Source organism: Paraburkholderia sp. OAS925, assembly GCF_040543975.1.
GTDB lineage: Bacteria > Pseudomonadota > Gammaproteobacteria > Burkholderiales > Burkholderiaceae > Paraburkholderia > Paraburkholderia graminis.
On sequence record NZ_JBEUNO010000001.1, the window covers coordinates 2,936,745 to 2,960,764 of the forward strand.

Here is a 24,020-nt window from a genome sequence, read left to right on the forward strand (position 1 = left end):
GCGAGCCGGCTTGTGTCTGTTCTGCTCTCGCCTGCTCTCCGCTCACGGCCCGCAGCCGATGCGCAAACTCATCGCATCAACGCACCGCCACGCCGTGTTGTTCATCGCGCACCGTACTGGCCTCGGTTTCCATTTCCGTTGCCGCATCGATGCGCGTCACGTGAACCGCCCGTTCCCGCAACAACACCCGAGACGCGATCCATTGCAGCGCGGAGCACAAAACCAGATACACGATCCCGACGAATACGAAAATCTGCGCGGGATAAATCATCAGACGGCTGTTGACCTGATTGGCGAGAAACGTGAATTCCGGCACGCCGACGATATACGCGAGCGACGTGTCCTTCACCAGCGACACCCACTGATTCACGAATGACGGCAGCATGATGCGCACGGCCTGCGGCAGCACCACATGACGCAATGCCTGCCAGCGCGTGAGCCCGAGCGACAGCGCCGCCTGCTGCTGGCCCGCGCCGACCGACACGATCCCCGCATGCACCGCATGCGACAGATACGCGCCGCCGATCAGCGACAGCGCGCAGACCACCGCGACGAGGCCCGGCACGTCGATATGCAGCAGCGTCGGCATCAGGAAGAAGGTCCAGAAGATCAGCATCAGCACCGGAATTGCGCGGAAAAACGCGACGATTCCGAGCAGCACCACGTATGCGCCGCCGCGTGTCAGCGCGAGCGCCACGCCGCCCGCCAATCCCACGACGGCGGACAGCAACGCCGACACCACCGAGAGCACGACCGTCAGCGCCGCGCCGCCCAGCGGCCCGTTGGGAAACGCACCGAGCAGCAGATAGCGCAGCGTCGGCAGCCACTCGAGGGCGGTCATGCTCGCCCCCGTTGCAGCGCGCGTACGCCCGTGTGCTGCCAGATCACGAGAGCCGTTTCGATTAGCGCGACGGTGCCGACATACAGCACGGTTGCCGTGCCGAACGCCTGAAAAGTCCGGAAGCTTTCCGTGTCGACCTGGCGCGACGCATACGACAACTCGGCGACGCCGATCGCCATCGTCAGCGACGAGTTCTTCACGATATTCATGTATTGCCCCGCGAGCGGCGGCGTGGCGATCCGCACCGCTTGCGGCAGCACCACGTGCCGCAAGGTCGCGTAACGCGTCATGCCCAATGCCGCGCTCGCCTGATATTGCGCGATGCCCACGCCGCGGATTCCGGCGCGAAACTCCTCGGCGATAAAGGCCGTGCTGTAGCACGTCAGCCCGAGCCAGCCGGCGAACAGTTCGAAGCTCGGCCAGTGCAGCGCAAACGGCCCGGCGCTCAGGACATGCGGCGTGTTCAGCCACGTCATCCACGCGGAAGGCAGCAGCATTGCCGCGCCGAAGTACCAGAACAGCAATTGGACCAGCAACGGAGAATTGCGAAACACGAGTACGTAGAGCTTCGCCGCCGTGGCGACCGCGCGATGTTGCGCGATGCGGGCCATTGCCAGCCCGAATCCAAGCAACGTCGCGCACACGCTCACGCACGCCGACAGGATCAGCGTGATCAGGAAGCCGTGCGCGAGCCAGCCGAGATAGCGCGGGCCCAGCCAGAAGTTCATCAAATGCATTTGGAGAAAACGCGGTCCTGTATCAGCAAGAAGGCCCGGTCACGCGTTTCGTGACCGGGCCATGTCGAGGCGGCTGTCAAGCGACGGGCGTTCAGCTCTTCTGCGGATCGCCGATCCTGAACAGACGCGGCAGCGGCGCGGCGCTCTTCGGGCCGAACCAGGTATCGTAGATCGTGCCGGCCGTGCCCTTGGCTTCGAGATCCTTCAGCGTGTCGTTGACGACATTCAGCAGGCGCGTCTCGCCCTTCGGCACGCCCACGCCTTCGTAGTCGTTGGAGATCGTGAACGGCGGGATCTCGTAGTTCGCCTTGTCCGGCACCTTCGCCAGCAACGCGACGAGCTTCGGTCCGTCCTGCGTGATCGCCTGCACGTTGCCCGTGCGAAGCGCGGCGAAGGCGAACGGCGTGTCGTCGTAAGCGATGATCGTCGCGCTCGGGAATTGCGCGCGCACCTGCTGCTCATTGGTCGTGCCTTTGTCGGCGCCGATCCGCAAACCGTTCAACTGTTGCGGCGAAGTAAGCGTGCCCTTCTTCGCGATGAATTGCGTGCCCGACGCAAAATACGGCGTGCTGAAATCCACTTCCTTCTTGCGGTCGTCGGTAATCGTGAAGTTGGCGAACACGAGATCCACCTTGCCCGACTTCAGGAACGCGATGCGGTTCGCCGGATTGGTCGGCTGGATCTCGAGCTTGACGCCGAGGCGCGTGGCGAGCGCTCGCGCATAATCGACGTCGAGCCCGACGATCTGATTGCTCTTCGGATCGACGAAGCCGAACGGCGGATTGCTGTCGAACGCGGCCACGCGCAATACGCCCGCCTTCCTGATGTCGTCGAGGCGATCCGCGTGCGCGGCGGCGGACATGACAAGCAGACTTCCGGCGATCGCTGCGCCAAGCACTCTGAGATTCATAGCGGTGGTTTCCTGTTGTTTTGATGGGCCGCGCGCGAGGTCGAATAGCGCGTGCCTTAGCGTGAGAAGTGGACTCTAGCAACGCTCGCGCACGGCACAAACCAAGCAATTTTCAGGTGCTAAGCAGCGTTTCTGATAATGGGTGGGGCGCGGCGGCGGGGTTGGGTATTCCCGTGTTCGCGTTTTCAGTGCGGGTGTCCGCGCGGAACCTGTCGTCTATCCACGCAACGCACCAGGGCAATCCACAATCCGTCGCGCTCACGACCCCGTTTCCGCCGCAAGCGATCCGCCGAGATAAGCATCGCGAATCCGTTGATCGCCGAGCAGTTCGCTTGCGGTGCCCGACAACACCACGCGGCCGGTCTGCAGCACATAGCCGCGATGCGCGCATCGCGGCCAGGTCATCCGGTTGTCCCATTGCCGACAACCGCGCAAAACCGCGCTTCTGGCATCCAATGAGTTGCTACGCGACCGACGTCACATATCCGCCATCGGGCGCGTCGTGCGGAAGGGACCAGCCGAAATAGACCTCTGCCTCGACGATCTTGCCGCCGCGGACGGTCAGCCGCTCCGTATTGCGGAATCGTCGACTGCCAAGAGTCGTTGCTTCGTAAACGACGAACACCTGTTCGCCATGAACAACGACATCGACGAACTGAAAGTCGGTAATCGTCTCGCTGTTCGGCCAACAACGCGTGAAGTAAGTGCTGCGATCCAGGCGGTTATCCAGAGGGCTAGTGAAATGGAAGTCAGCGCCGATCAGCGCCTCGATGGCGGCGCGGTCCTTATGTACATAGGCGAGATAACTCGCACGGGCGATGTCGGCAGGATCTTGCTGCATATACGTCGTCTCCATTGAATGTTTCAGGAAAGCGCCTCAACGGCCTGTTCCCGCAGGCTGACCTGCGGAAAACTCAGGTGCATCGCAGGCTCCTGGCCATTGTCGACCCGACCGGCGCCGCCTTCTTTGCCCCTCATGCGTCCACGATCACTTCAAACCCGCCGTAGATCAGCCGCTTGCCGTCGAAAGGCATCGGATTCGTGTCGGGCTGCAGCCGTGGGTCGGCCATCACCGCTTTCATGCCGTCGTCTCGTGCCTGACGCGAAGGCCAGACAACCCAGGAGAACACCACCGCCTCGTCATGCTGCCGTTTGACCGCCATCGGAAAAGACGTCAGCTTCCCTTCCGGGACGTCGTCTCCCCAGCACTCGACCACCTTCAATGCGCCGTGCTCCTTGAAGACGGCCGCTGCCGATTCGGCATGCTTCCTGTACGTTTCGCGATTGGCCGTGGGCACCGCGGCGACAAACCCATCTATGTAAGTCATGAACGATCTCCGGTTTGCGTGAGTCATGAATAAGGGCGCAAAAGCGACATCGGGACCGCATTGCCGCAATCTTGCCGCCCTATACACACGACGAACCACGCTTGAGGAAATCGACAAAGCTCACGATAAATTTCGTCCGCGTGCGCGCGCACTGGAAGATCAGGACTGACTCGAGCCGCCGGCGACAGGCACCTGAATCCTCACAACGGAAGCCCGCGAAATAATCAGACTAACAGCGGAAAGTGCGAGGAAGCCCAACGAGGTGCAGATGACACCCGCAAAACCGAACACCGGATAGACATGCCCCGCCACTGCCGAACCAAAGCCGATTCCGCAAAATACGAACGACGCAGTCAACGCTAATGCAGTCCCGCGCCGGTCCGGCACCATCTCGACGATCCGGCGCTGCTGGGAAGGCCACAGCAGATCCGTGGCGAATGCCCAGGCAGCAAGCGCAACGAAGAACCATTGCAGATGGGGTGGCGTCATCCAAAGCAACGCGAGGTCGAGGGCGAGCAGCGCGAGCCCAGCGGTCAACATCGCTTCCGCGCTATAGCGCCTCGCGGCACGCGTCACGAAAAGGTTGCCTGCGACGCCGGCAACGCCCAGCACGACAAGCGCGGCCGATACAGCGCTGGAACCGGCATGGAACGTGTCGCGAACAATCGGCGCAATAAACGAGTACGTCGAATAGACGCCTGCCGCGATGAAAAACACGACGAGAAACGCGCTGAGTGTCTCGGTACGGCTTAGCAGCGATGTAACGGTTCTGAGCTCGACATGCTCGCCCTCGCTGGAATCGGGCACGACCGCCACGATAAGCGCCGCTGTTGCCGCGCCCGCGCACGCAATCGCAACGAATAACGCCCGCGCCCCCCACACGTGAGCGACCCATGCCGAAAGCGGCATCCCGACGAGACCCGCGATACTCAGTCCGAGCAGAACGATGGCGATCGCGCTGCCCTGATGCCTGGGTTCAACGAGGCTCGATCCCAATGCGCCAAGCACAGGACCAATAAATCCCGCGCCCAATCCCATCAGCACGCGCGACAGAACGAGGACGGAGTAGTTTGGTGCGGCCGCGAACAGCAATGCGGCGGCGCTGAAGAGCGAGAGCCCGATGAGCACCTGGCGACGCCGTCGCAAATGTCCGAAGCCGACTTGCAGAAAAGGCGCGGCAAACGCGAAGGTCACGCCAAAAAAAGATATCAGGTAGACGCTTTGCGCGTCGGCAAGACCCCATTCACGCGAAATCGCATTGAGACTGCCGACGACCGACAACGCGCCTGTCGCTTGCACGAAGTACGCAAAACTGAGCGCCCGAAGCGCACGCGTGGTTTTCGCAGGGATAGCTGGGGTCATGAGCGAGTACTGGAGTTGAGCGATTCCGGCGCCGGACGGCGGACGGCGGACAAGCGGCCGGACCGCGCAAGCGGCGCCGAGCGCCGCTTTGTCGCGATCGCCGTTCGGGTACGTCAGGCTACTGGAATGGGGTTGTCTTTCAACGAGAGGTTGAACTGGTCGACGAACGCATACTCGTTAGGTCCGACGTTGTCGCGCAGCGGCTGGGCAGCGCTGACCACCACTTCCTGCGTCGCGGTAGCGAGCTTGTCCAAGGTCTCGGCGATGAACGCATCGAGCGGCATTGCACGCGGATCGCCACTCCTGTGGACGAGATCCGTGTCGACCCACGGCGGCGCGATTTCGAGCACGCGCACGCTGGTGTCGCGCAGCATGAATCGCTGCGACATGGTGTACGAGTGGACTGCTGCCTTGGTTGCGGAATACAGCGCAGTAGCAGCCAGCGGTACATAGGCGAGCACGGAACTGTTGTTGATGATCGTCGACTCCGGCTGCTGCTTGAGATGTTCGACAAGCGCCGCACTCATCCGCACCGGACCGAGCAGGTTTGTATTGATCAGATGCACCGCCTGCTCATCGTCGAGCGCACTGCCCGCGTTGTCGAACGGCATGATGCCCGCGTTGTTGATCAAGACGTTCAGCGTGGGATAGCGCCCGATCAATTGCCTTGCCACCTGTTGAATCTGCGCGCCGTCTGCAATGTCGAGTTCCATGACACCGATGCCCGGGTTCGCCTTTGCGACCTCGTCGAGTAACGCTTTGCGCCGCCCGGCAATGATCACCTTGTTGCCGCGTTGATGGAACGCTTCGGCGAGCGCGCGTCCAATACCCGACGTGCCGCCCGTAATGAATATCGTGTTGCCTGAAAGTTTCATGATCACCGCTTCCTTAATGTAGATGTGTATCGGCAACCAATGTCAGTGAGTGGTCGTGTAGCGCGGTGCCGGAACGTTGGTCGACAATAGCGGCGACATTGCACGCCTCGCGCTTTCGTATTCTTCCCATTTGGCGACGTCGTGCAGCGAAGGAATCGTCACGAGCTCGCCCCGCTCGAACCCGACCAGCGCCGCATCGACCATGTTTTCCGCGGACATCACGATCGACTTGTCCAGGTTTTCGAGGGGTAGCCCTCCCGTTTGCCAGAAATCGGTAGCCGTTGCGCCCGGCAAGACGGCCTGGATCCGAATTCCTTTGCCGGCAAGCTCGTGGTGCAGGGACTGGCTGAATGCGAGCACGAAGGCCTTGCTTCCACCGTAGACACCATTGAGCGCTTCCGGCGCAATCGCGACGATCGACGAAATATTGATGACAGCGCCTTTGCCGCGCGACACAAAGCCGGGCACGGCGGCGTAGGTAAGACGCATCACGCTCGTCACGTTGAGATCGATCATGCGCGACATCGCATCGACGTCGCTGTCCTCGAGAGGCGTGTGCGTACCGACGCCCGCGTTATTGACCAGCAGGGTGATCGTCGCGTCCTGTTTCAGCTTTGTTTCGACGATCGAAAGGCCGGCCCGAGTCCCGAGGTCGGCGTCGAGAATCTCGACACTGCGTTGGGTTTGCGTCGTGATACGGCTGGCTAGCGCGGGCGAGGCGCTCACGGTTGCGGGCAACGAGTATGAGTTCGTAACCGCGTCGCGCGAGGCGTTCGGCATACACCGCACCCATACCGGACGATGCGCCCGTAATCAGTGCTGTGCCCAAATGTGCTTGCGTCATCATGTCACTCCGGTTGAAGACAGTTGTGCCGGAGTGAATTGTGGTGCCGAAGGCCACCAACTCAAATGACGTTAAAGGTCATGTTTTAGGACATTCCAGATAGAAGGGATGACCGACTGGCAGCCCGTCGAATTTCTCGCGGCACTAAAGCCGTCTCTTTCTATTCGTCGATCGGGTGATCGTCGCCGGTCACATTCCGCGACTCTCTCCTCAACGACTGAGGAGTGATTTGATAGGCCCGCGTGAACACTTCCCGGAGATGACGCCTGTCACGAAATCCTGTTTCGCGCGCAATTGTTTCAAGTGAATGACGGCCACGTTCAATCAGATTTCTCGCCTCTTCCAGACGCAGACGTTCGATTGCCTTCGCGGGAGATATGCCGGTCTCGGAAAGAAAAATGCGCGCGAATTGCCGGCTGCTCAGATGCGCTGCCTTCGCTAGATCGTCCACGCGCAAGGGTTTGGATAAATTGAGGCGTGCATGTTCGAGCGCCTTCTGGACCCGGTCCGACTTTGGCGCGAGCGCCAGCATTTCAGAGTGCTGCGACTGCCCGCCCGAGCGCCGATGCGTCATGACCATCGCACGCGCCACCCTGGTCGCGAAGTCCGCACCCATGTCCTTCTCCACCAGGCCAAGCGCCAGGTCCATCGCCGCCGTCAAACCCGCTGACGTCCATATCGGGCCATCGACGATAAAGATGCGGTCGGCTTCGACCTGAACGAGCGGCCAGCGCGCCTGCAAAGCGTCTGCGAACGCCCAATGCGTGGTCGCGCGTTTACCGTTTAGAAGCCCGGCTTCAGCGAGAACGAACGCACCCGTACAGAGGCCCGCGGTGCGCCGTGAGCGCGCGGCCGCCTCGCTGATGAATCTGAGTTCTTCGGCGGTTGTGGTGCGGCCGGTTGGATTGGCCACGCCGCTGATCATCCAGGTGTCTGCCGTCGCATTCGAATCGGCCGGCCTGGTCATGACGGAGACGCCGAGCGACGAGCGGATTTCTCCGCCCTGCAGCGAGTAATTCGTCACATGATAAATAGGCTCGCGCGCAACGACGTTGGCGATTTCAAATACGGTCTGGGTCCCAATGGCCATGACCTGGAAGTCGTCCGTCAAGAAGTAGCCAATCCGATGCATTAATACGCCAGCCGTGGTGTCCGAAAACGTGAGTATAAATGTCGTTGTAAAAGCCTGCCTGCGGCATGGATGATAAGCATCCTATCCGCCAATACCGTGCCGCTAGTCCGGCATAACAGCGCGCTGTGTCGATGTCTGTGTCGACGTCTGTGTCGATGTAATAGCCGGCTCAATCAGGCGCGTGGAACTTCCCATCGCGCACGCAACCGCAGGAACGCAAATGAGCAGCTCCACATGGTTAGCGCCAGCTACCGACCGTCATGAACAGAAGTATCCGCAACTGACCGAGGCCGAATTAGCACGACTGCGTCAATACGGCGTTGTTCGTTCGTGGACATCGGAACGGATTTTCGAAGTCGGCGCGCCAGGGTTCGGGATGTGCGTGGTATTGCACGGGATGATTCGCGTGAGTAGCCGCGACGCGTTCGGGCGTCATGCCGTCGTTAGCGAAAACGGTCCGGGACACTTCGTTGCGGAAGTCGGACAGCTATCCGGCGGTCGATGCATAGTGGACGGCGATGCGGTCGGCGATGTATCGGCCATTCACATCCTCCCCGACAGACTGCGGGCGCTCCTGATCGCCGAAGCGGAGCTGGGTGAGCGCATTATGCGGGCGCTTATTCTCAGGCGGGTTGCGCTTATTGAGCGAGGCAATGGGATCGTTATAGTCAGCCAACCGCATAACGCCCGCCTCCACGCATTGCAAAGTTTCCTGCGACGTAACAATGTTCCTCATGCGGTCATCGGCGCGTCGTCAGAAGACGACGACACAGCCCGTTACGTAGCGAAGTGGGTACGCGATGACGCCGACTACCCGCTCGTGCTGCATCCAGACGGGACCATCTTGCGAGCACCCGATGAAGCGGAGCTTGCCAACGCGCTGGGCTGGCTCCCTGATTTCGATCCGGAGCATGTCTACGACGTCGCAATCGTCGGAGCGGGTCCGGCGGGTTTGGCGACAGCCGTCTATGCCGCGTCCGAGGGGCTGAGAGTCATCGTACTCGATCATAGTGCGCCAGGCGGACAGGCCGGTGCCAGCGCCCGCATTGAAAACTTCTTCGGATTCCCAACAGGCATCTCCGGCCATGCGCTCACCGCCCGCGCGTACGTACAGGCACAGAAATTCGGAGCCGACGTAGCCATTCCCGCTCAGGCGGAAAGCCTCGATTGCGGCATAACGCCGTTCGCGCTGCGCTTGTCCTCCGCCGTGACCATCCGGTCCCGAACGATCGTTATCGCTTCGGGCGCGGCTTATCGCAGACCCGACATTCAGGGCTTGGAACGCTTCGAGGGACGAGGAACATACTATTGGGCTTCGCCGGTCGAGGCGAAGCTTTGCGCGGGACAAGACGTATTGCTGGTCGGCGGCGGAAACTCCGCGGGACAGGCCGCCGTGTACCTCGCGTCGCGCGCGCGGCGAGTTCGCATGCTGGTACGTGGACAAAGCCTGAAGGCCAGTATGTCGCAATATCTCATCGACCGTATCGCTGCTCTGGACAATGTCGATGTGACGTACGGCACTCAGATCACCGCGCTGAGAGGCGCCAGGACGCTCGAGGAAGTAGAGCTTTTGAGCGGGACGCAACGGTCGGTTGTATCCGCGGAACACGTGTTCCTGTTTACCGGTGCATCTCCCAACACGTCGTGGCTTGACGGATGCGGCGTCGCCGTCGACAAAAACGGCTTCGTGCTTACGGGCGAAGGCGCCGGACCTGGGTCGCAAGAGCATGAAACAAGCGTGCGCGGCGTGTTCTGTGCGGGGGACGTCCGCTCGACTTCGACCAAACGTGTTGCCGCGGCGGTGGGAGACGGTGCTGCCGTCGTCGCGCAGATTCATCGTCAACTGGAGCGGACGGTCGCTCAGGCATAAGCGCCGTCGTGATGGATTGGCGTGCAGCACACAGCACGATGCTAGTGCTGATTTTCAAGGTACCGCCGATGTCGGGCGATGATAGTTGACGGGCAAAAAGGAACTCCGCGATGACAACGATCGAGCACTTCGAATATGTATTTCTTGGCGGCGGCAAAGGTGGCAAGACACTGGCGATGGAACTCGCGCAGGCGGGCCGCAAGGTTGCCGTGATCGAACGAGGCATGATCGGCGGATCGTGCATCAACGTGGCATGCATACCGACCAAGACGCTGATCCAGACCGCGCGCACCGAATACATACTGCATCGACAGGATGGCAGGGCCGCGGACATGGCCAAAGTGTCGCAGCGCGTGAAAGCCGTGGTCGACGGTATGGTGGAAATCAATCGCAACGCGTTGCGTGACTCCGGCCTCGAACTCGTGCTGGGCACGGGCCGCTTTGTCGGACCGCGCCGGCTCGAAGTGAAAACCAATGACGGCGGTCTGCGAATGATCGAAGGCGAACATGCTTTTATCAACACGGGCACGACGGCGGCGATTCCCGATGTGCCGGGATTGAAGGCCGCCGAGCCGCTGACGCACGTCGAAGCGCTGGTGCTGACGACGTTACCCGAAAGCCTGATCGTTCTCGGCGGTGGATATATCGGGCTCGAAATGGCGCAGGCATTCCGTAGACTGGGCAGCAAGGTCACGCTGATACAGGACGCGCCGCGCGTGGCGATGCGTGAAGACGAGGACGTCACCGAGGCGATCGAGGCGGCGCTGAAAGAGGAAGGCATCGATATCAGAACCGGCGCGAGACCCGCCAGCGTGACGGGCAAGTCGGGAGAGTTGGTGACAGTGGTACTGCAGAATGGCAGCACGGTGAGCGGGAGTCATCTTCTGGTCGCGGCGGGCCGCACCCCTGGCACGTCCGGTATCGGCCTCGACGCCGCCGGGGTCGAAGTCGACGCGCGCGGCTTCATCAGAACGGACGAACGTCTCGCGACGACAGCAGAGCGCACATGGGCCATCGGCGAGGTCGCAGGCACACCGATGTTCACGCACGCATCGTTCGACGATTACCGCGTGTTGCGCTCGCAACTCGCTGGGGAAAATGCGAAAACCACGCGCGACAGAATCATTCCGTATGCGCTCTTTATCGAGCCGGAACTCGGTCGTATCGGTCTCAGCGAAGCCGACGCGAAGGCGCGCGGCATCGCGGTACGTGTTGCAAAGCTGCCGATGGCGGCGGTGCCGCGGGCGCGGACGAACGGCGCGACGAAGGGCTTCATGAAAATGCTGATCGACGCGGACTCAGACGCCATCCTTGGCTTTGCGATGCTGGGCACCAATGCCGGCGAGGTAGTGACCGCGGTGCAGATGGCGATGCTCGGCGGATTACCTTATACGGCCGTGCGCGATGCAATCATTGCGCATCCGCTGATCTCCGAGGGCCTCAATATCCTGCTTGCGAAGGTGCCGCAGCGTGCGCCCTAATGAGGAGCCGCGATAGAGACTTGCAGCGATGAACCTCCTTGCTTGTCTGCGATTACCCAGGCCGGTCCAACCGGCGGCATGCAGCCCGCGCACGGCGTGCGCGAAACCATGTCGAACGACACTGCTTTTGTCCGGGGAGTTTGCAAGAATCGCGTGACGTTGGCGGCCCGCTCTCTCACCCAGCGAAACGCGGCTCCGGCAAACCGCGCACTCCCAGCCCCGTCACCGCGAACAACCCGCCCTTCTCGCGTTCTTTCTGCGGAATGCCCCACATCGGGCGGCCCATCGTCGTCACGTAGAGCGTGTCGAGATTCGGGCCGCCGAACATCACGCTCGTCAGATTGCGCACCGGGAATTCGACGACGCGGTCGAGCTTGCCGTCCGGCGCGCGAAGCGCAAGATGCGCCCGCCGAACACCAGCGCGGACCAGACGTAGCCTTCCTCATCGACGGTTGCGCCGTCGAAAGTGCCGGCCATGTCGCGCGCCGATGCGAACAGGCGGCGGTTGCCGGCGGCGCCGGTTTCGATGTCGTAGTCGTACGCGTACATCTCCCTGCTATACGTGTCCGTGAAGTACAGCGTGCGATTGTCGGGGCTCCAGCAGGGTCCGTTCGAACAGCTGATGCCCGAGTCCAGCCGCGCCAGCGTGCCGTCGATATCCAGGCGGTACAGACCGCCGCTGCGCGTTGAGCGCTGGCCGCGATCCGCGTCGTAGCGGTCGAAATCGTAGGACATCGTGCCCGCGATGAAGCGGCCGCGCCGGTCCACCTTGCCGTCGTTGAAGCGGGTCTCGGGATCGTCGCTTTCCGGATCGGCGATGAACTGCACCGTCTGCGCATCGAAGTCGTAAAAATGCAGGCCGTTGGCAAGCGCCACGACCGCGCCGCCCTGCTCGCGCAGCGCCATCGAACCGATATGACGCGGCACGAAAAAGCGCTTTACCTCGCTGCCGTCCGCGCGGCAGCTATAGATTTCCGCGGCGGTACTGTCGATCCAGTACAGCCGTTCCTCCTTGACATCCCATAGCGGGCCTTCACCAAGATGATTGTTCGCATCCACGAGCAAGCGTACTTCAGGCATCGTCGTCTCCTTGTTGGCACGATGTTGGCGCTTCGGTTCACTCGTTGTCCTTGAGCGCGCGCCGATGAGCGAGCAGCGCCATCAGACGCCGATCCCGCCAGCGGCTGCGCTCCTCGATACGCTCGCGCGGCAGCGCGGCACGCCGCTCGGCATCGAGGCGGTCCAGCGTGGCGGCGGCCCAGTCAAAAGGCACGCGCGTTTCGGCGATGCTGCGGTATGTGCCGCCATAGCGCTGTGCATAGTCGGCCACGCCGCCCGGCGCGTTCAGATCGATCGTCTCGAACGGGCCCATGAAGGACCAGCGCATCGCGAGACCGTCGCGCATCACGGTGTCCAGATCGGCGGCGCTCGCATAGCCCTGCTCGTAGAGGCTCAACGCCTCATCGAGCACCGCGCCTTGCAGGCGGTTAAGCAGAAAACCCGAGATTTCGCGATTCACGGTGACCGGCTTCTGTCCAGCTTGCTCATAGAAAACGCGAGCACGTTCGAGCGTGTCCTGCGATGTCCAGGGCGCCCCGCACAACTCGACGAGCGGCACGAGCGACGGCGGGTTCACCGGATGCGCGACGAGACAGCGCGCGCGGCCTTGCAACGCTTCGGTGAACGTGGATGCCGGCAGACCCGAGGTCGAACTGGCAAGCAGCGCGTCGGGCTTCGTCAGGCGGTCTAGCTGCGCAAAGAGCGTGCGCTTCACGTCGACGATTTCGGCAATGTTCTCCTGCACGAGATCCGCCTCTGCGACCGCTTCGGCAAGGGTCTCGCATGTTGTGATGCGCGCGACGATCGCCTCTGCCGGCTCGTCGATCAGATCGAACGACGCGAGGTCCTCCACGCTTTCGCGAATGGCCGGGACAGCGTCCCTCAGCATGTCTTGCGAGGCGTCGTGCAACTTCACGTCGAAGCCGCTGCGCGCGAACACAATCGCCCACGCGCGCCCGATGCGCCCCGAACCGATTACCGCTGTCGTCTTCGTCTGCATGAATGTGTCCCGATGTTATGCGCGCCGGTCGCGCAGCGTGATGACGGCCGCCAGCACGACGAGCCCATTGATGATGTCGCGCACGGCGGGCGGCACGGTCGTGCCCGCGAGCAGCGTGCCGAGAGCGGTCAGCAGCAGCGCGCCGCCGAACACGCCGAGATAATGCCCGCGCCCGCCGGTGATCAGAGCGCCGCCCACGACGACCACCGCGATGGACGGCAGCAGATACGGATCGCCCATACCGAGGAACGCCTGCGAGCTGAACCCCGCGAGCAGCAAACCGACGAGCGCCGAGCACAATCCTGAGAGGCAGTACACGGCGATCAGCGTGGTGCCGACACGCACACCTGAGAGCTTCGCCGCGACCTGCGAATTGCCGACCGCGTACACGCGCCGCCCGAACGGCGTGCGATGCAGCAGCAACAGCGCAAGCGCGAGAAACACCGGCACGCTCCATGCGGCGAACGACAAGGGCCCGAGTTTGCCGTTGGTGAATTCGCTGATCGCGGACGGCGACCAGCCTTGCGGCGAGCCATTGCAGTAGATCAGCGTGAGACCTTGCAGCAGGCCGTTGGCGGCAAGCGTCACGACGATTGGCGGAAGGCCCAGCATCACGACGCCCACGCCGTTGAATGCGCCGACGAGCAGGCCGACGCCGAGCACGGCCGGGACCGCCCACGCCGCCGCGGCGTTCGCGCCGTGCGTGAGGCCCGTGAGAAGAACGCCGGCCAGCGTGATGAGCCAGGGCATCGAGAGATCAAGTCCGCCGGTCAGGATCACCGCGCCCTGTCCGAGGCCGAGAATCGCGAGGAACAATGTCAGCGTCAGCAGGCTGCTGTAGAAGTTCGCGCTGGTCAGCACCGCTGGGCCATACACGAAGCCGGTGATCGCCACTACCGCGAAAAACAGCAGATACGCCGGCACGACATACTTCACCCACTCGCGGTTGCGCTCGATCCAGTCCGCAATCGCGCGGCCCTTCAGCTCCGTGTTGGCGATCGGCTGAAAACCGCTCACTTCGAAGGACACGCGCCGCGCGTGAGCGTCGTTCTTCACTCGCGTGCCGGTTCGCATCGCCCTCAGCCATTGTGCCGCGTGACGCGCGCATTCATGCGCGGCCGACTGTTTGCCGATCGACGAACCGAGTACCGCGAGAATCAGGATCACCGCTTCCGCGATCGTCGTGAAGAACGCCGACACGTTCAGCACCAGCAGGATATTCACGGTGACCATCAGCGTCATGGCGGCGAACACCGTGCCGACGCAGCCGCCCCGCCCGCCGCCGAGCAACGTTCCGCCGAGCACCACGGCGGTAAACATCGACAGCAGCAGCGGACGGCCGACGAGGGGATCGGCAGAGCCCGTCTGCGCCGACACGTACAGGCCCGCCGCCGCGTAGAACATGCCTGCGAGCGCGTAGGTCATGATGCGATAGCGCGTGACGGGCATGCCGTTGGCGTACGCGCTGTCCGCGTCGCTGCCGAGCGCGTACAGACCGACGCCGAAACGCGTGCGCCGGATAAACGCCCATATCAGCAGCGCGGCGATCAGCACGCCGGCCGACATCGGCAGTTTCCCGTCAATCAGATCGGATGTGATGAACGCGCCGAACTCGTCGCCGACGCTGCCGCCGGGCTTGTTCTGGATCAGCAGCGTCACGCCCTGAACCATGAACATGGTCGCGAGCGTGACCACGATGGATTGCAGGCGGAACCACGCGATCAGCGCGCCATTGATCAAACCGATGCCGCCGCCTGTCGCGAGAATCAGCGCCGCACCCGCCCATTGTTGAAGCGGCGTGCCATGCACGAAGCGCACCGCGAGCACGTTGGCGAGCGACACGACTGCCGACGCGGACAGATCGAAGCCGCCCGACAGCACGACGATGGTCTGTCCGAGCGCGGCGAGCGCGAGCGTCGTCGCGCTCGAAATGACGGAGCCGATGTCGTACGCGCCCACCGGCGTGGCCGACAGCGCGCCCCACGCAACGAGCATTGCGACGAGCGCGCCGATCGCGATGATCAGTCCGCGATGATGATCGACTCGCGCGGCCCAGGCAGCGCCCGCGCCTCGACGCACGATCCCGCTGTCGGGCGACGCAATAGCTATTTTCATGGCCAACCTCTCAGCTGGAAAGCATGTTGCGCATCACGGCTTCTTCCGTGAGCGCATCGCCGGACAATTCTCCGACGTTGCGGCCGCGATACATCACCGACACGCGGTCGCACACATTGACGAGTTCGGGAACATCGGTCGAATAAAACAGCACGGCGCCGCCTGCCGCGGCGAACGCGCGCATCAGCACGAAAATCTGATGCTTGGTGCCCACGTCGATGCCGCGCGTCGGATCGAACATGAGCCAGACGCGGCTTTGCGTGAGCATCCACTTGGCCATTGCGATCTTTTGCTGGTTGCCGCCCGAGAACGACAGGCACGGCTTGTAGAGCGCGCGCGGATTCACTTCCATCTGCGCAAGCGACCTGGCGATCGCGGCCTGCTCGCGCTTGCGGTCGATCAGTCCAAAGCGCGCATAACGTCCGATCACCGGCAGCGACACGTTCTCTCCGCCGGGCAGACGCAGAAACAGACCTTCGGTCTTGCGGTCTTCAGGCAGAAAACTGGTCGACACACCGGCCTTCAGCGAATCGGCGGTCGAGGTCAGCGTGACCGGCTTGCCGTCGATACGGATTTCGCCGTCGTCGATATAGGTGGCGCCGAACAGCGCCTCGAACAGTTCGCGCTGGCCCATACCCTGCAACGCCGCGATGCCGTGCACTTCGCCGGCGACAAGCGTCAGGTCGAAGTCGCTCACCACGCCGTCCACGCGGATGCGGCGCGCCTGCATGGCGGGCGGCCGGGTTTGGCCCTGCGCCAGCGCCGGCGGCGCGACCTTCGGCGGATATTTCGCTTCCATGGAGCGGCCGATGACGAGGCGGATTACCTCGTCGTCCGAAATGTCGGGCGTGTCGAATGAGCCGACATCGCGGCCATTGCGATACACGGTGAGGCTGTCGCAGAACTCGCGCACTTCCTGCATGCGGTGCGAGATGAACACGAACGTGACGCCCTTTGCCTTTAACGCATCGATCCGGCGCGAAAGCCACGCCACGTCCGCGCCCGACAGCGACGAAGTCGGCTCGTCGAGCAGCAGTACTTGCGGGCCACGCAGGATCGCCTTCGCAATCTCGATCTTTTGCCGCACCGGCAAGGACAGATCGCGAACATACGCACCGGGGCGCACGTCCGGCAGATCGAGTTCTTCGAGCCACTGCGCCGCCATGCGCTGCGCCTCGCGCGTTCTGATGCGGCCGAAGAGCCCGGTCGGCTCGTACGACAGAAGCAGGTTCTGCGCGACCGTGAGATCGCGCACCAGCGTCATCTCCTGAAACGCCGTCTGCACGCCGGCGCGATGCGCGTCCTGCGGGCCGCGCATCGTCAGGTCGCGGCCCATCACGCGGATGGTGCCCGCGTCGGGCTGCATCAACCCGGACAGCAGCTTGACGGTGGTGGACTTGCCTGCGCCGTTCTCGCCGAGCAACGCGTGCACGGCACCGCGCTTGACGCGAAACGACGCGCCGTCGAGCGCGACGGTGGCGCCGAAGCGCTTGGTCACGTTCGACAGGTCGATGGCGAGAGATGCGTCGCTCATGACAAGGTCCTCAGTCCTGGTTGCCCGTGAGCGCCGCGTTGAAGCCGACCTCTCTGGTTTCCTCGGAATAGATGTCCGCGAACCAGCCCGGCGGCACCTTGTCCGGCATGAAGGCCGTGCACCCCGCCTTCAGTTCGTCGATGCTGCCGGTCTTGCACAGCCTGGACTGCGGCGTTTCGACGAGCGGCAGCTTGAGCGTGATGCGCTGCGGGAAGTCCTTGCCGTCCAGCTTCTGCACGGCCATCTTGAGCGCCATTGCACCCGAATACGGCGGCGCGCCATACGAAATCGAACGGTAGCCGATCGAGCGATAGGCGCCCTGCCCTTTCACCTCGCCAGGCGGCAGCATCTGCACGCGATGACCGTTCGACGACTCACCCGCGCAGGGCTTGATCTTGTCGTCGGCGATGCCGGCATCGAGCTGCATCGACGCGGCGGTGAAGCAGCCGACCTGCATCCACAGCCCGTCGATCTTGTCCCAGCTATTGGTCGCGAGAATCTTCGACAGCTCGGTCTTGGCCGTGGCCTGACTCCACATGCCCGTGCCTTCCGCCACGACCTTGATGCCGGGGTACTTCGAGAACACGGCCTTGGCGGCTTCGGTGCGGGCGCGATCCACCGACGTGCCCGGAACGCCGTTGATCAGCACGATGTTGCCCTTGCCGTTCAGCGTCTTCGCAAGCCATTCCGCCGTGACGGTGCCGGCCTGGTGCTGGTCGATCGTCACGTTGTGGGCGCACGGTTCGGTCACTTCGCCGTCGTAGGCCGCGACGACCACGCCCTTCGAGCAGGCGTTCTTGATTGCGCGGTTCAGCGCCGTGGGCGAGATCGGATAGATGATGATCGCCTTCGCGCCCGCCTGCACCATCGAGTTGATCTGCTGGATCTGCTTCTGCGCGTCGGTGCCCGCGACCTGCACCTCGAGATCGACCTTGTCCTTCAGCGCGGGCGTGTTCGCCATCGCCTTGACCATGTTCGCGGCCTCGGTCTGCCAGTCGTTGCCGACATAGCTCATCGACAGGAACACCTTGTACTTGCCCGCCGCATGCGCCTCGCCGGAGACAGCGAGCGCCGCAGCGAAGCCGATACCCATACCGATACCGAGCGCCGTCAGTCCCGCACGACGAATAGATTGCGTCCATGCTTTCATGTCATCCTCCAATGTTCGTTTTTTGTGTCGAACTACGCTTCAGCCAGAAACCGGTACATGCGGCAAGTGCGCACTGGCCGGCAATGCGATACCCGCGCTGCCCGGCACGACGTTGGGATCGTGGCCGGGGATCACGTAATCGGCGATCTGGCGAATGCGCGTGAGCGAGCCCATTTCCGCAAGCGTCTCGTGCACGATGCCCACCGGCACCAGATCGACGATGTTTTCCATGCAGTTCGCGCAATCCCCCGCGATCAGCACCACGCCGTCTTCCGTATCCACCGCAACGGATTGATGGCCGGGCGTATGTCCTGGCGTCGGCACGACGCGCACGCCCGGCACGATATCGGCGACGCCATGCACGAACTGCCAGCGGAAATACGCGAGCGGCTCGCGGCCGATCAGAAACTCCTGGTAGTACGTGGCCTGCGTCGGCAGAGGCTGGCCCGCGTATTCCCACTCTTTCGCCTGCACGATAAAGCGCGCGTTTTTGAACAGCGTATTGCCGCCCGAATGGTCGTAATGCAGATGCGTGTTGATGACAATGTCGACCTCGTCCGCGCTCCAGCCGACGTATTGTTTGAGTGCGCGCTCGAGCTTCTCTTCCGGCGCCTGGTCGCAAGGACACACGAAGTCCGACACCCAGCCCGGATCGTGGATACCTGTATCCACCACGATCTTTTTCTGCGCGCCGACAATCGCCGTGGACCACACCGGCACCTTGATCGACTGCCCGAAATAGCGGCCGTACACCTGTGACGAGCGATCGACGGTGAGCCAGCCCGTCGGCATCGCGACTACTTTCAATCTGGCGTTCACGCTGCGCTCTCCGCTATCAGAAGTTGGTGTTGGCCGCGCCCTTGAGTTGAAGCATCTCGCGCGCTTCGGCGGGCGTCGCGATATCGAGCGACAGGCCTTCGATCACCTGGCGTATCTTGCGGACCTGCGCCGCGCTCGATTCCGCGAGCTTGCCCGGCTCGATCCACAACGAATCTTCAAGGCCGACGCGTGCGTTCGAGCCTTGCGCCACGCCGATCGAAGCGAGCGGAATCTGATTGCGTCCCGCGCCGAGAATCGACCACACGTAGTCCTTGCCGAACAGGCGATCCGCCGTGCGGCGCATATGCGCGAGGTCTTCCGGATGCGCGCCGATGCCGCCGAGCAGACCGAATACGCTTTGCACGAAGAACGGCGGCTTCGCGAGCCCACGGTCGACAAAATGCGCGAGGTTGTACAGATGCGAGATGTCGTAGCACTCGAACTCGAAACGCGTGCCGTTCGCCCCGCAAGACGTCAGGATGTATTCGATATCCGCGAACGTGTTCTTGAACACCAGATCGCGGCTGTTCTCCAGATGCTTGCGTTCCCAGTCGTACTTGAGTTCCTTGAAGCGCTCGAGCATCGGATACAGGCCGAAGTTCATCGAGCCCATGTTGAGCGACGCCACTTCCGGCTGAAAATGATGCGCGGGCTTCAGGCGTTCCGCGACCGTCATATGCGGGCTGCCGCCCGTGGTGAGGTTGATGACTGCATCGCATTCGGCCTTGATGCGCGGCAAGAACTCCTGGAACACGGCGGGGTCCTGGGTCGGATGACCGTCGTCCGGATCGCGCGCATGCAGATGAATGATCGCCGCGCCTTCTTTCGCCGCGGCAAGCGCGGCATCGCCGATCTGTTGAGGAGTAACCGGCAGATACGGCGACATCGACGGTGTATGGATTGCGCCCGTCGGCGCGCACGTGATGATGACCTTGCGTTTCGTTGCCATGTGAGCCTCGTGCGGTTAGAGGAATTCGACGTTGCCGCAGACGGATATCGCTTGTCCCGAGATGCCGCTGCCGGCGGGCGAACACAGAAAGAGCGCGGTGGCGGCCACTTCTTCCGGCGTGGTCATACGGCGCAGCGAGATTTTGGCGAGATACTGCTTCTCCATCTCTTCGTAGGAAAGCTTGAGCTGCTTCGCGCGCGCCGCGATCACGCGCTCGATGCGCGGGCCTTTCACAATGCCGGGCTGTATCGCGTTGACACGGATATTCGAAGGCCCGAGTTCGATGGCAAGGCTCTTGGTCATGCCGACCACCGCCCATTTGGTCGCGGCGTAAGGCGTGCGGAACGCATAACCAAGACGCCCGGCCACCGACGACAGCGCGATGATGGTGCCGCCATCGCGCGCCTGCCTGAGAAGCGGCACCGCGCGGCGCGCGAAATAAAACTGCGCGTTGAGATTCACGTCGACCGTGTTGTTCCATTCCTGCTCGTCGAGCTCGTCGACGCCGCCGGTCGGCCCGGCAATGCCTGCGTTATTGACCAGCACGTCGAGACCGCCAAGCTCCGCCTGCACATCGACGAAAACGCGCTCCACGGCCGCGCGATCCGCCACGTCGGCGAGCGTCGCCGTGATGCGGTTCAGTTCCACACTTTCCTGGGCTTTTTGAAGCGCGTCGATCGCCTGCTGGCTCGCATCGCAAACATGCACGCGAGCACCTGCTTCGATGAACGCCTGGGCCATCACGAGGCCGATGCCCGATGCGCCGCCCGTGATAAGCACGCGCAAGCCCGCGTGCGGCTTCAGCATCTGAAGAACCGTCATTGTCTGTCTCCGTTGTCCGTGTTTTTACAACTCAGGCGCGTGCCTGTTCGCCGGGGTCTTCGCCGTCCTGTATCGCGCTTTGCAAGCGCTCCTTCAGATCGGCGGCGGCTTCGCCGATGTCCTGCTCGATGCCCGCGCGCGCGCCCTCGCCGTCGCTGCGCCACAGGGCCTCGACGATATGGCGGTGTGCATCCATCGACCTGCGCATGTGCGGAATGTCGGGGGCCACGAGATTCAGAAACGGGCCGATGCGCATCCACAGGTTTTGAATCGTGGACAGCGTGATATCGCTCGCGCCGTGCGCATAGATCGCGATGTGAAATTCGAAGTTGCTGCGCAGATAGGCCGGCACATCGCCCGCTTCGACGTGCGCGTTCATGGTGTCGAATACCTGTTGCAACACAGCGAGATCTTCGCGGCTCATGCGAGTCGCAGCCCGCTTTGCAACGGCGCCTTCGAGCGCGATACGCACGTCGCGCAACTCTTCGAGGAGTTCGACTGTCATGGGCGGGACGATGAGCGCGCGGCCCGGTCCGTCGATCAGCGCGCCCTCGGCTTGCAGGCGTGTGAGCGCCGCACGCACCGGCATGGTGGACGAGCCGACCGCGTCCGCCACGCTGCGCAGGCTCAGCAATTGTCCTGGCGCGAAGCGTCCGGTCATGATCGCTTCCTTGAGTTGCGCATAGACGCGACCGGCCATCGTTTCACGCGCCACGAGCTGAAGCTCGGGCAGGTCTGAACTCGTGCGTGGCGCCACTAATGCCTCCGTGGATTCGCTGCGATGTGAGATTCCGGCGCAAGTGTGACCTGTGATCACACTTGCGTTGAAAGAAGTTTGGCCTTTGCTCGAGCCCGAGTCAACCGTGGATTGCTAGGGGAAAACGCGGAAGGCTTTCCATCGCGTTGGGCCCCAAACAGGCTTCAACCGATGCGGCGGCCGCAGTACAAAAACGCTCGGCTTAAATGAAACAGCCTGAACGCTCATGATCTCGAGTCGAGACGTCGCTGGTGCCGCGCTTACGTTTTGCCGATGCCGTCGAAGAAGAGATCGATCAGGTGGGTGACGCGGGATCTGGTTGTGCCGCCTTGCTCGACGGCGAGAGCGATCGCCGTCACGACACACACGAGATCGCCGATGGAGACGTCCTTTCGAACCGCCCCCGCCTTTTGGGCCCGCTCGAGCAGCCGGCGTCCTTCTTCACTGCCGGCGCGGCAGCCAGGCGTCCCTTCCTGTAATACCGTTCCGAGCAACGCAGCGAGCCCGCGATAGTGGTTCGCGTGGTTCACGAGCTCCTTGACGAAGGCGCGCAGGGACGCGATCGGTTCGAGCTTGTCATCGCGTGCGCGGCTTGCTTTGGCAAGCGACAGCAGGCGCTCATCACTCGCCGCGGCAAGCAGCGCGTCGCGCGTCGGGAAACGGCGGTAGAGCGTGCCGATACCAACGTTGGCGCGCCTCGCGATATCGTCAAGCGAAACCTCAGCGCCGCGTTCGAGAAACAGCGCTTCCGCCGCTTCGAGAATGCGTTCCCGGTTCCGGGCTGCATCGGCGCGCAGCGGTGCTTCGTCGGTCGTCGAACACTTTCTGTTCATCGTTGCCTTGATTTCTGTTGATAAGTGGATGATGCCTCCATATACTAAGTGGAGCAATACTCCACTTAACGAGGAACGCATATGGCAAAGCGATTCGGGAACAAGGTTGTAGCAATCACCGGCGGCAGCGAGGGCATCGGCCTTGCGAGCGCCAGGCTTTTCGCGGACGAAGGCGCGCGGGTCTACATCATGGGGCGCAGGCAAGCTCGACTGGACGAGGCGATACAGGAAATCGGCAACGGTGCGGTGGGCGTTCGGGGGGACGCGAGCAACCTCGCCGACCTTGATCGACTGTATGAGCGCATCCAGCGCGACCACGGCAGGCTCGACGTGGTTTTCGCAAATGCAGGCGTTGCCGAGGTGGAGCCGCGTCCGCTGGGCACCATCGACGAGGAGGGTTTCGACAGGCTTTTCGGCCTCAACGTGCGCGGCATGCTCTTCACTGTGCAGAAGGCCTTGCCACTACTTTCGTCGGGTGGCGTTGTCGTCCTCAATGGCTCGGTGGCTGGCAGCAAAGGCTTTCCTGGCCAGTCGCTCTACAACGCAAGCAAGGCGGCTGTGCGGTCGTTTGCGCGAAGCTGGACGACCGACCTGAAAGAGCGAGGCATTCGCGTGAACGTGGTCTCGCCGGGCGGGACCGAGACAAGCCCGATGCGAAGCTACCTCGATGCGCGGCCCGGAGTCGAAGATATGCTGAACCAGCTCGTGCCGCTGGGGCGTCTGGGCCAGCCGGATGAAGTCGCGCGCGCCGTGCTCTTTCTGGCGTCGAGCGAGAGCAGCTATATCGCGGGCGTTGAACTGTTCGTGGACGGCGGGTCCATTGCCGTTTGAGCCCTCGATGTCGCTGTCGCGCCGCTCTCGCCGGGCGGGCGCGGATTTCCGCGGCGAGTGAGCGAGGTTATGCCGGACGTACGAATGCGCGCGCCTGGCTCACTCGTCAGTCTGTGAGCGAAGAGAACCCACCGCATCGACAAGAATGCACCCTGCGTCATCGATATGTTTTTCCATCAACGCACAGGCACTCCGATCGTCTTTCGCTTTTATCGCTTCCAAAATCTCCAGATGCTCGTTTTCTGATTTGACGTCCCACTCAATCAGCGTCGATGTCGCATACATGTAGCGAAGTCGCGCCTCATGCAGGGCGTCAATATGTGAAAGCAGCCGAGGCATTTGGCAGGGTCGATAAATACTTGCATGGAATTCCCGGTTGGCGGCCTCCCACGTGCTGATGTCACGGGCCGTGTTCCCTTTGTGCATCGCGTTTTCTGCACACGTGATGTCATCTTGAGTCAGGTTGGGTATCGCGTACCGGAGCGCCAGAACCTCAAGTGCGGTACGCATCCGGGTAATCTCAATGATGGATGCCTGATCGAGCAGTGGGACATACACGCCTTTACGCTCGCGCGAAACCAGCAGGCCGCGAGCTTCCAGACGCCTGAATGCTTCCCGGACCGGAACGTGACTGGCATTGAACTCATCTGCGATTGCGTCCTGCCGAACTCGCGCTCCCGGCCTAAGATCGCCCCGGATAAATCTGTTCGGCCAGCGCCGCCGCAATGCGTGCAGGAAGTGAATCCGAGCTGTCTACATCCACGTTTGCTT

Annotated in this window: 21 protein-coding genes and 4 pseudogenes; 3 read left to right on the forward strand and 22 right to left on the reverse strand. The window is 62.6% G+C overall.

Annotated features, from left to right (window positions below):
- Positions 1 to 76: 76 nt before the first annotated feature.
- The 10 genes and pseudogenes from ABIE53_RS12770 to ABIE53_RS12815 all read right to left on the reverse strand — a co-directional run bounded on the left by ABIE53_RS12770 (position 77) and on the right by ABIE53_RS12815 (position 8,029).
- Positions 77 to 841, reverse strand: coding sequence for an amino acid ABC transporter permease (locus tag ABIE53_RS12770; RefSeq protein WP_114156207.1), 765 nt, complete (start codon positions 839 to 841; stop codon positions 77 to 79).
- Positions 838 to 1,578: an amino acid ABC transporter permease gene (locus tag ABIE53_RS12775; RefSeq protein ID WP_181324801.1), complete on the reverse strand. Its 741-nt coding sequence runs from the start codon at positions 1,576 to 1,578 to the stop codon at positions 838 to 840. Before ABIE53_RS12775 ends, ABIE53_RS12770 begins: the two co-directional genes overlap by 4 nt.
- Before the next feature lie 91 nt (positions 1,579 to 1,669).
- The gene (locus ABIE53_RS12780; protein WP_107706639.1) at positions 1,670 to 2,488 is read right to left on the reverse strand and encodes an ABC transporter substrate-binding protein; all 819 of its coding nucleotides are present in this window, start codon (positions 2,486 to 2,488) and stop codon (positions 1,670 to 1,672) included.
- Positions 2,489 to 2,746: 258 nt separating this feature from the next.
- Positions 2,747 to 2,875: pseudogene (locus ABIE53_RS12785) on the reverse strand (ABC transporter ATP-binding protein); the annotation flags it as partial.
- A gap of 76 nt (positions 2,876 to 2,951) precedes the next feature.
- The gene (locus ABIE53_RS12790) at positions 2,952 to 3,329 is read right to left on the reverse strand and encodes a nuclear transport factor 2 family protein (RefSeq protein ID WP_107706812.1); all 378 of its coding nucleotides are present in this window, start codon (positions 3,327 to 3,329) and stop codon (positions 2,952 to 2,954) included.
- A gap of 133 nt (positions 3,330 to 3,462) precedes the next feature.
- Positions 3,463 to 3,816: a DUF1428 domain-containing protein gene (locus ABIE53_RS12795; RefSeq protein WP_006052629.1), complete on the reverse strand. Its 354-nt coding sequence runs from the start codon at positions 3,814 to 3,816 to the stop codon at positions 3,463 to 3,465.
- Between the two features lie 159 nt (positions 3,817 to 3,975).
- Positions 3,976 to 5,178, reverse strand: coding sequence for an MFS transporter (locus ABIE53_RS12800; RefSeq protein ID WP_107706638.1), 1,203 nt, complete (start codon positions 5,176 to 5,178; stop codon positions 3,976 to 3,978).
- 113 nt (positions 5,179 to 5,291) lie between these two features.
- Positions 5,292 to 6,053, reverse strand: coding sequence for an SDR family oxidoreductase (locus ABIE53_RS12805; protein ID WP_114156208.1), 762 nt, complete (start codon positions 6,051 to 6,053; stop codon positions 5,292 to 5,294).
- A 42-nt stretch (positions 6,054 to 6,095) separates the two neighbouring features.
- Positions 6,096 to 6,897 (reverse strand): annotated as a pseudogene (locus ABIE53_RS12810) (SDR family NAD(P)-dependent oxidoreductase).
- A 160-nt stretch (positions 6,898 to 7,057) separates the two neighbouring features.
- Positions 7,058 to 8,029: a GlxA family transcriptional regulator gene (locus ABIE53_RS12815; protein ID WP_114156209.1), complete on the reverse strand. Its 972-nt coding sequence runs from the start codon at positions 8,027 to 8,029 to the stop codon at positions 7,058 to 7,060.
- Positions 8,030 to 8,249: 220 nt separating this feature from the next.
- On the opposite strand from ABIE53_RS12815, the gene ABIE53_RS12820 reads away from it, so the two are divergent.
- A complete protein-coding gene (locus tag ABIE53_RS12820; RefSeq protein WP_107706636.1) occupies positions 8,250 to 9,899 on the forward strand; it encodes an FAD-dependent oxidoreductase in 1,650 nt (549 codons plus the stop codon).
- A 110-nt stretch (positions 9,900 to 10,009) separates the two neighbouring features.
- The gene (locus ABIE53_RS12825) at positions 10,010 to 11,380 is read left to right on the forward strand and encodes an FAD-dependent oxidoreductase (RefSeq protein ID WP_107706635.1); all 1,371 of its coding nucleotides are present in this window, start codon (positions 10,010 to 10,012) and stop codon (positions 11,378 to 11,380) included.
- Between the two features lie 175 nt (positions 11,381 to 11,555).
- Here the strand turns inward: ABIE53_RS12825 and ABIE53_RS12830 are convergent.
- From ABIE53_RS12830 to ABIE53_RS12875, 10 genes and pseudogenes are all read right to left on the reverse strand, one after another.
- Positions 11,556 to 12,460 (reverse strand): annotated as a pseudogene (locus tag ABIE53_RS12830) (SMP-30/gluconolactonase/LRE family protein).
- Positions 12,461 to 12,497: 37 nt separating this feature from the next.
- Positions 12,498 to 13,439: a 3-hydroxyacyl-CoA dehydrogenase gene (locus tag ABIE53_RS12835; protein WP_107706634.1), complete on the reverse strand. Its 942-nt coding sequence runs from the start codon at positions 13,437 to 13,439 to the stop codon at positions 12,498 to 12,500.
- A 15-nt stretch (positions 13,440 to 13,454) separates the two neighbouring features.
- Positions 13,455 to 15,554: an ABC transporter permease gene (locus ABIE53_RS12840; RefSeq protein WP_107706633.1), complete on the reverse strand. Its 2,100-nt coding sequence runs from the start codon at positions 15,552 to 15,554 to the stop codon at positions 13,455 to 13,457.
- A 10-nt stretch (positions 15,555 to 15,564) separates the two neighbouring features.
- Positions 15,565 to 17,088 carry a sugar ABC transporter ATP-binding protein gene (locus tag ABIE53_RS12845; RefSeq protein ID WP_107706632.1) on the reverse strand — a complete coding sequence of 508 codons (1,524 nt, stop codon included), beginning with the start codon at positions 17,086 to 17,088 and terminating at the stop codon, positions 15,565 to 15,567.
- 10 nt (positions 17,089 to 17,098) lie between these two features.
- Positions 17,099 to 18,238, reverse strand: coding sequence for a sugar ABC transporter substrate-binding protein (locus ABIE53_RS12850; protein ID WP_107706631.1), 1,140 nt, complete (start codon positions 18,236 to 18,238; stop codon positions 17,099 to 17,101).
- 39 nt (positions 18,239 to 18,277) lie between these two features.
- Positions 18,278 to 19,057, reverse strand: a complete 780-nt coding sequence (locus tag ABIE53_RS12855) for an N-acyl homoserine lactonase family protein (protein ID WP_114156211.1) — start codon at positions 19,055 to 19,057, stop codon at positions 18,278 to 18,280.
- A 16-nt stretch (positions 19,058 to 19,073) separates the two neighbouring features.
- Entirely contained in the window at positions 19,074 to 20,006 is a 933-nt protein-coding gene (kce, locus tag ABIE53_RS12860; RefSeq protein WP_006051452.1) for a 3,5-dioxohexanoate:acetyl-CoA acetone transferase, read from the reverse strand.
- A gap of 15 nt (positions 20,007 to 20,021) precedes the next feature.
- The gene (locus ABIE53_RS12865) at positions 20,022 to 20,828 is read right to left on the reverse strand and encodes an SDR family oxidoreductase (RefSeq protein ID WP_006051451.1); all 807 of its coding nucleotides are present in this window, start codon (positions 20,826 to 20,828) and stop codon (positions 20,022 to 20,024) included.
- 31 nt (positions 20,829 to 20,859) lie between these two features.
- Positions 20,860 to 21,585, reverse strand: coding sequence for a GntR family transcriptional regulator (locus ABIE53_RS12870; protein ID WP_006051450.1), 726 nt, complete (start codon positions 21,583 to 21,585; stop codon positions 20,860 to 20,862).
- Positions 21,586 to 21,845: 260 nt separating this feature from the next.
- A complete protein-coding gene (locus ABIE53_RS12875) occupies positions 21,846 to 22,499 on the reverse strand; it encodes a TetR/AcrR family transcriptional regulator (protein WP_310399508.1) in 654 nt (217 codons plus the stop codon).
- Between ABIE53_RS12875 and ABIE53_RS12880 the strand changes: the two genes are divergently transcribed.
- The gene (locus ABIE53_RS12880; RefSeq protein WP_107706630.1) at positions 22,500 to 23,249 is read left to right on the forward strand and encodes an SDR family oxidoreductase; all 750 of its coding nucleotides are present in this window, start codon (positions 22,500 to 22,502) and stop codon (positions 23,247 to 23,249) included.
- Positions 23,250 to 23,348: 99 nt separating this feature from the next.
- Here the strand turns inward: ABIE53_RS12880 and ABIE53_RS12885 are convergent, their stop codons facing one another.
- Positions 23,349 to 23,807 carry a GntR family transcriptional regulator gene (locus ABIE53_RS12885; protein WP_244231007.1) on the reverse strand — a complete coding sequence of 153 codons (459 nt, stop codon included), beginning with the start codon at positions 23,805 to 23,807 and terminating at the stop codon, positions 23,349 to 23,351.
- A gap of 51 nt (positions 23,808 to 23,858) precedes the next feature.
- Positions 23,859 to 23,975: pseudogene (locus ABIE53_RS12890) on the reverse strand (GntR family transcriptional regulator); the annotation flags it as partial.
- Positions 23,976 to 24,020: the final 45 nt, after the last annotated feature.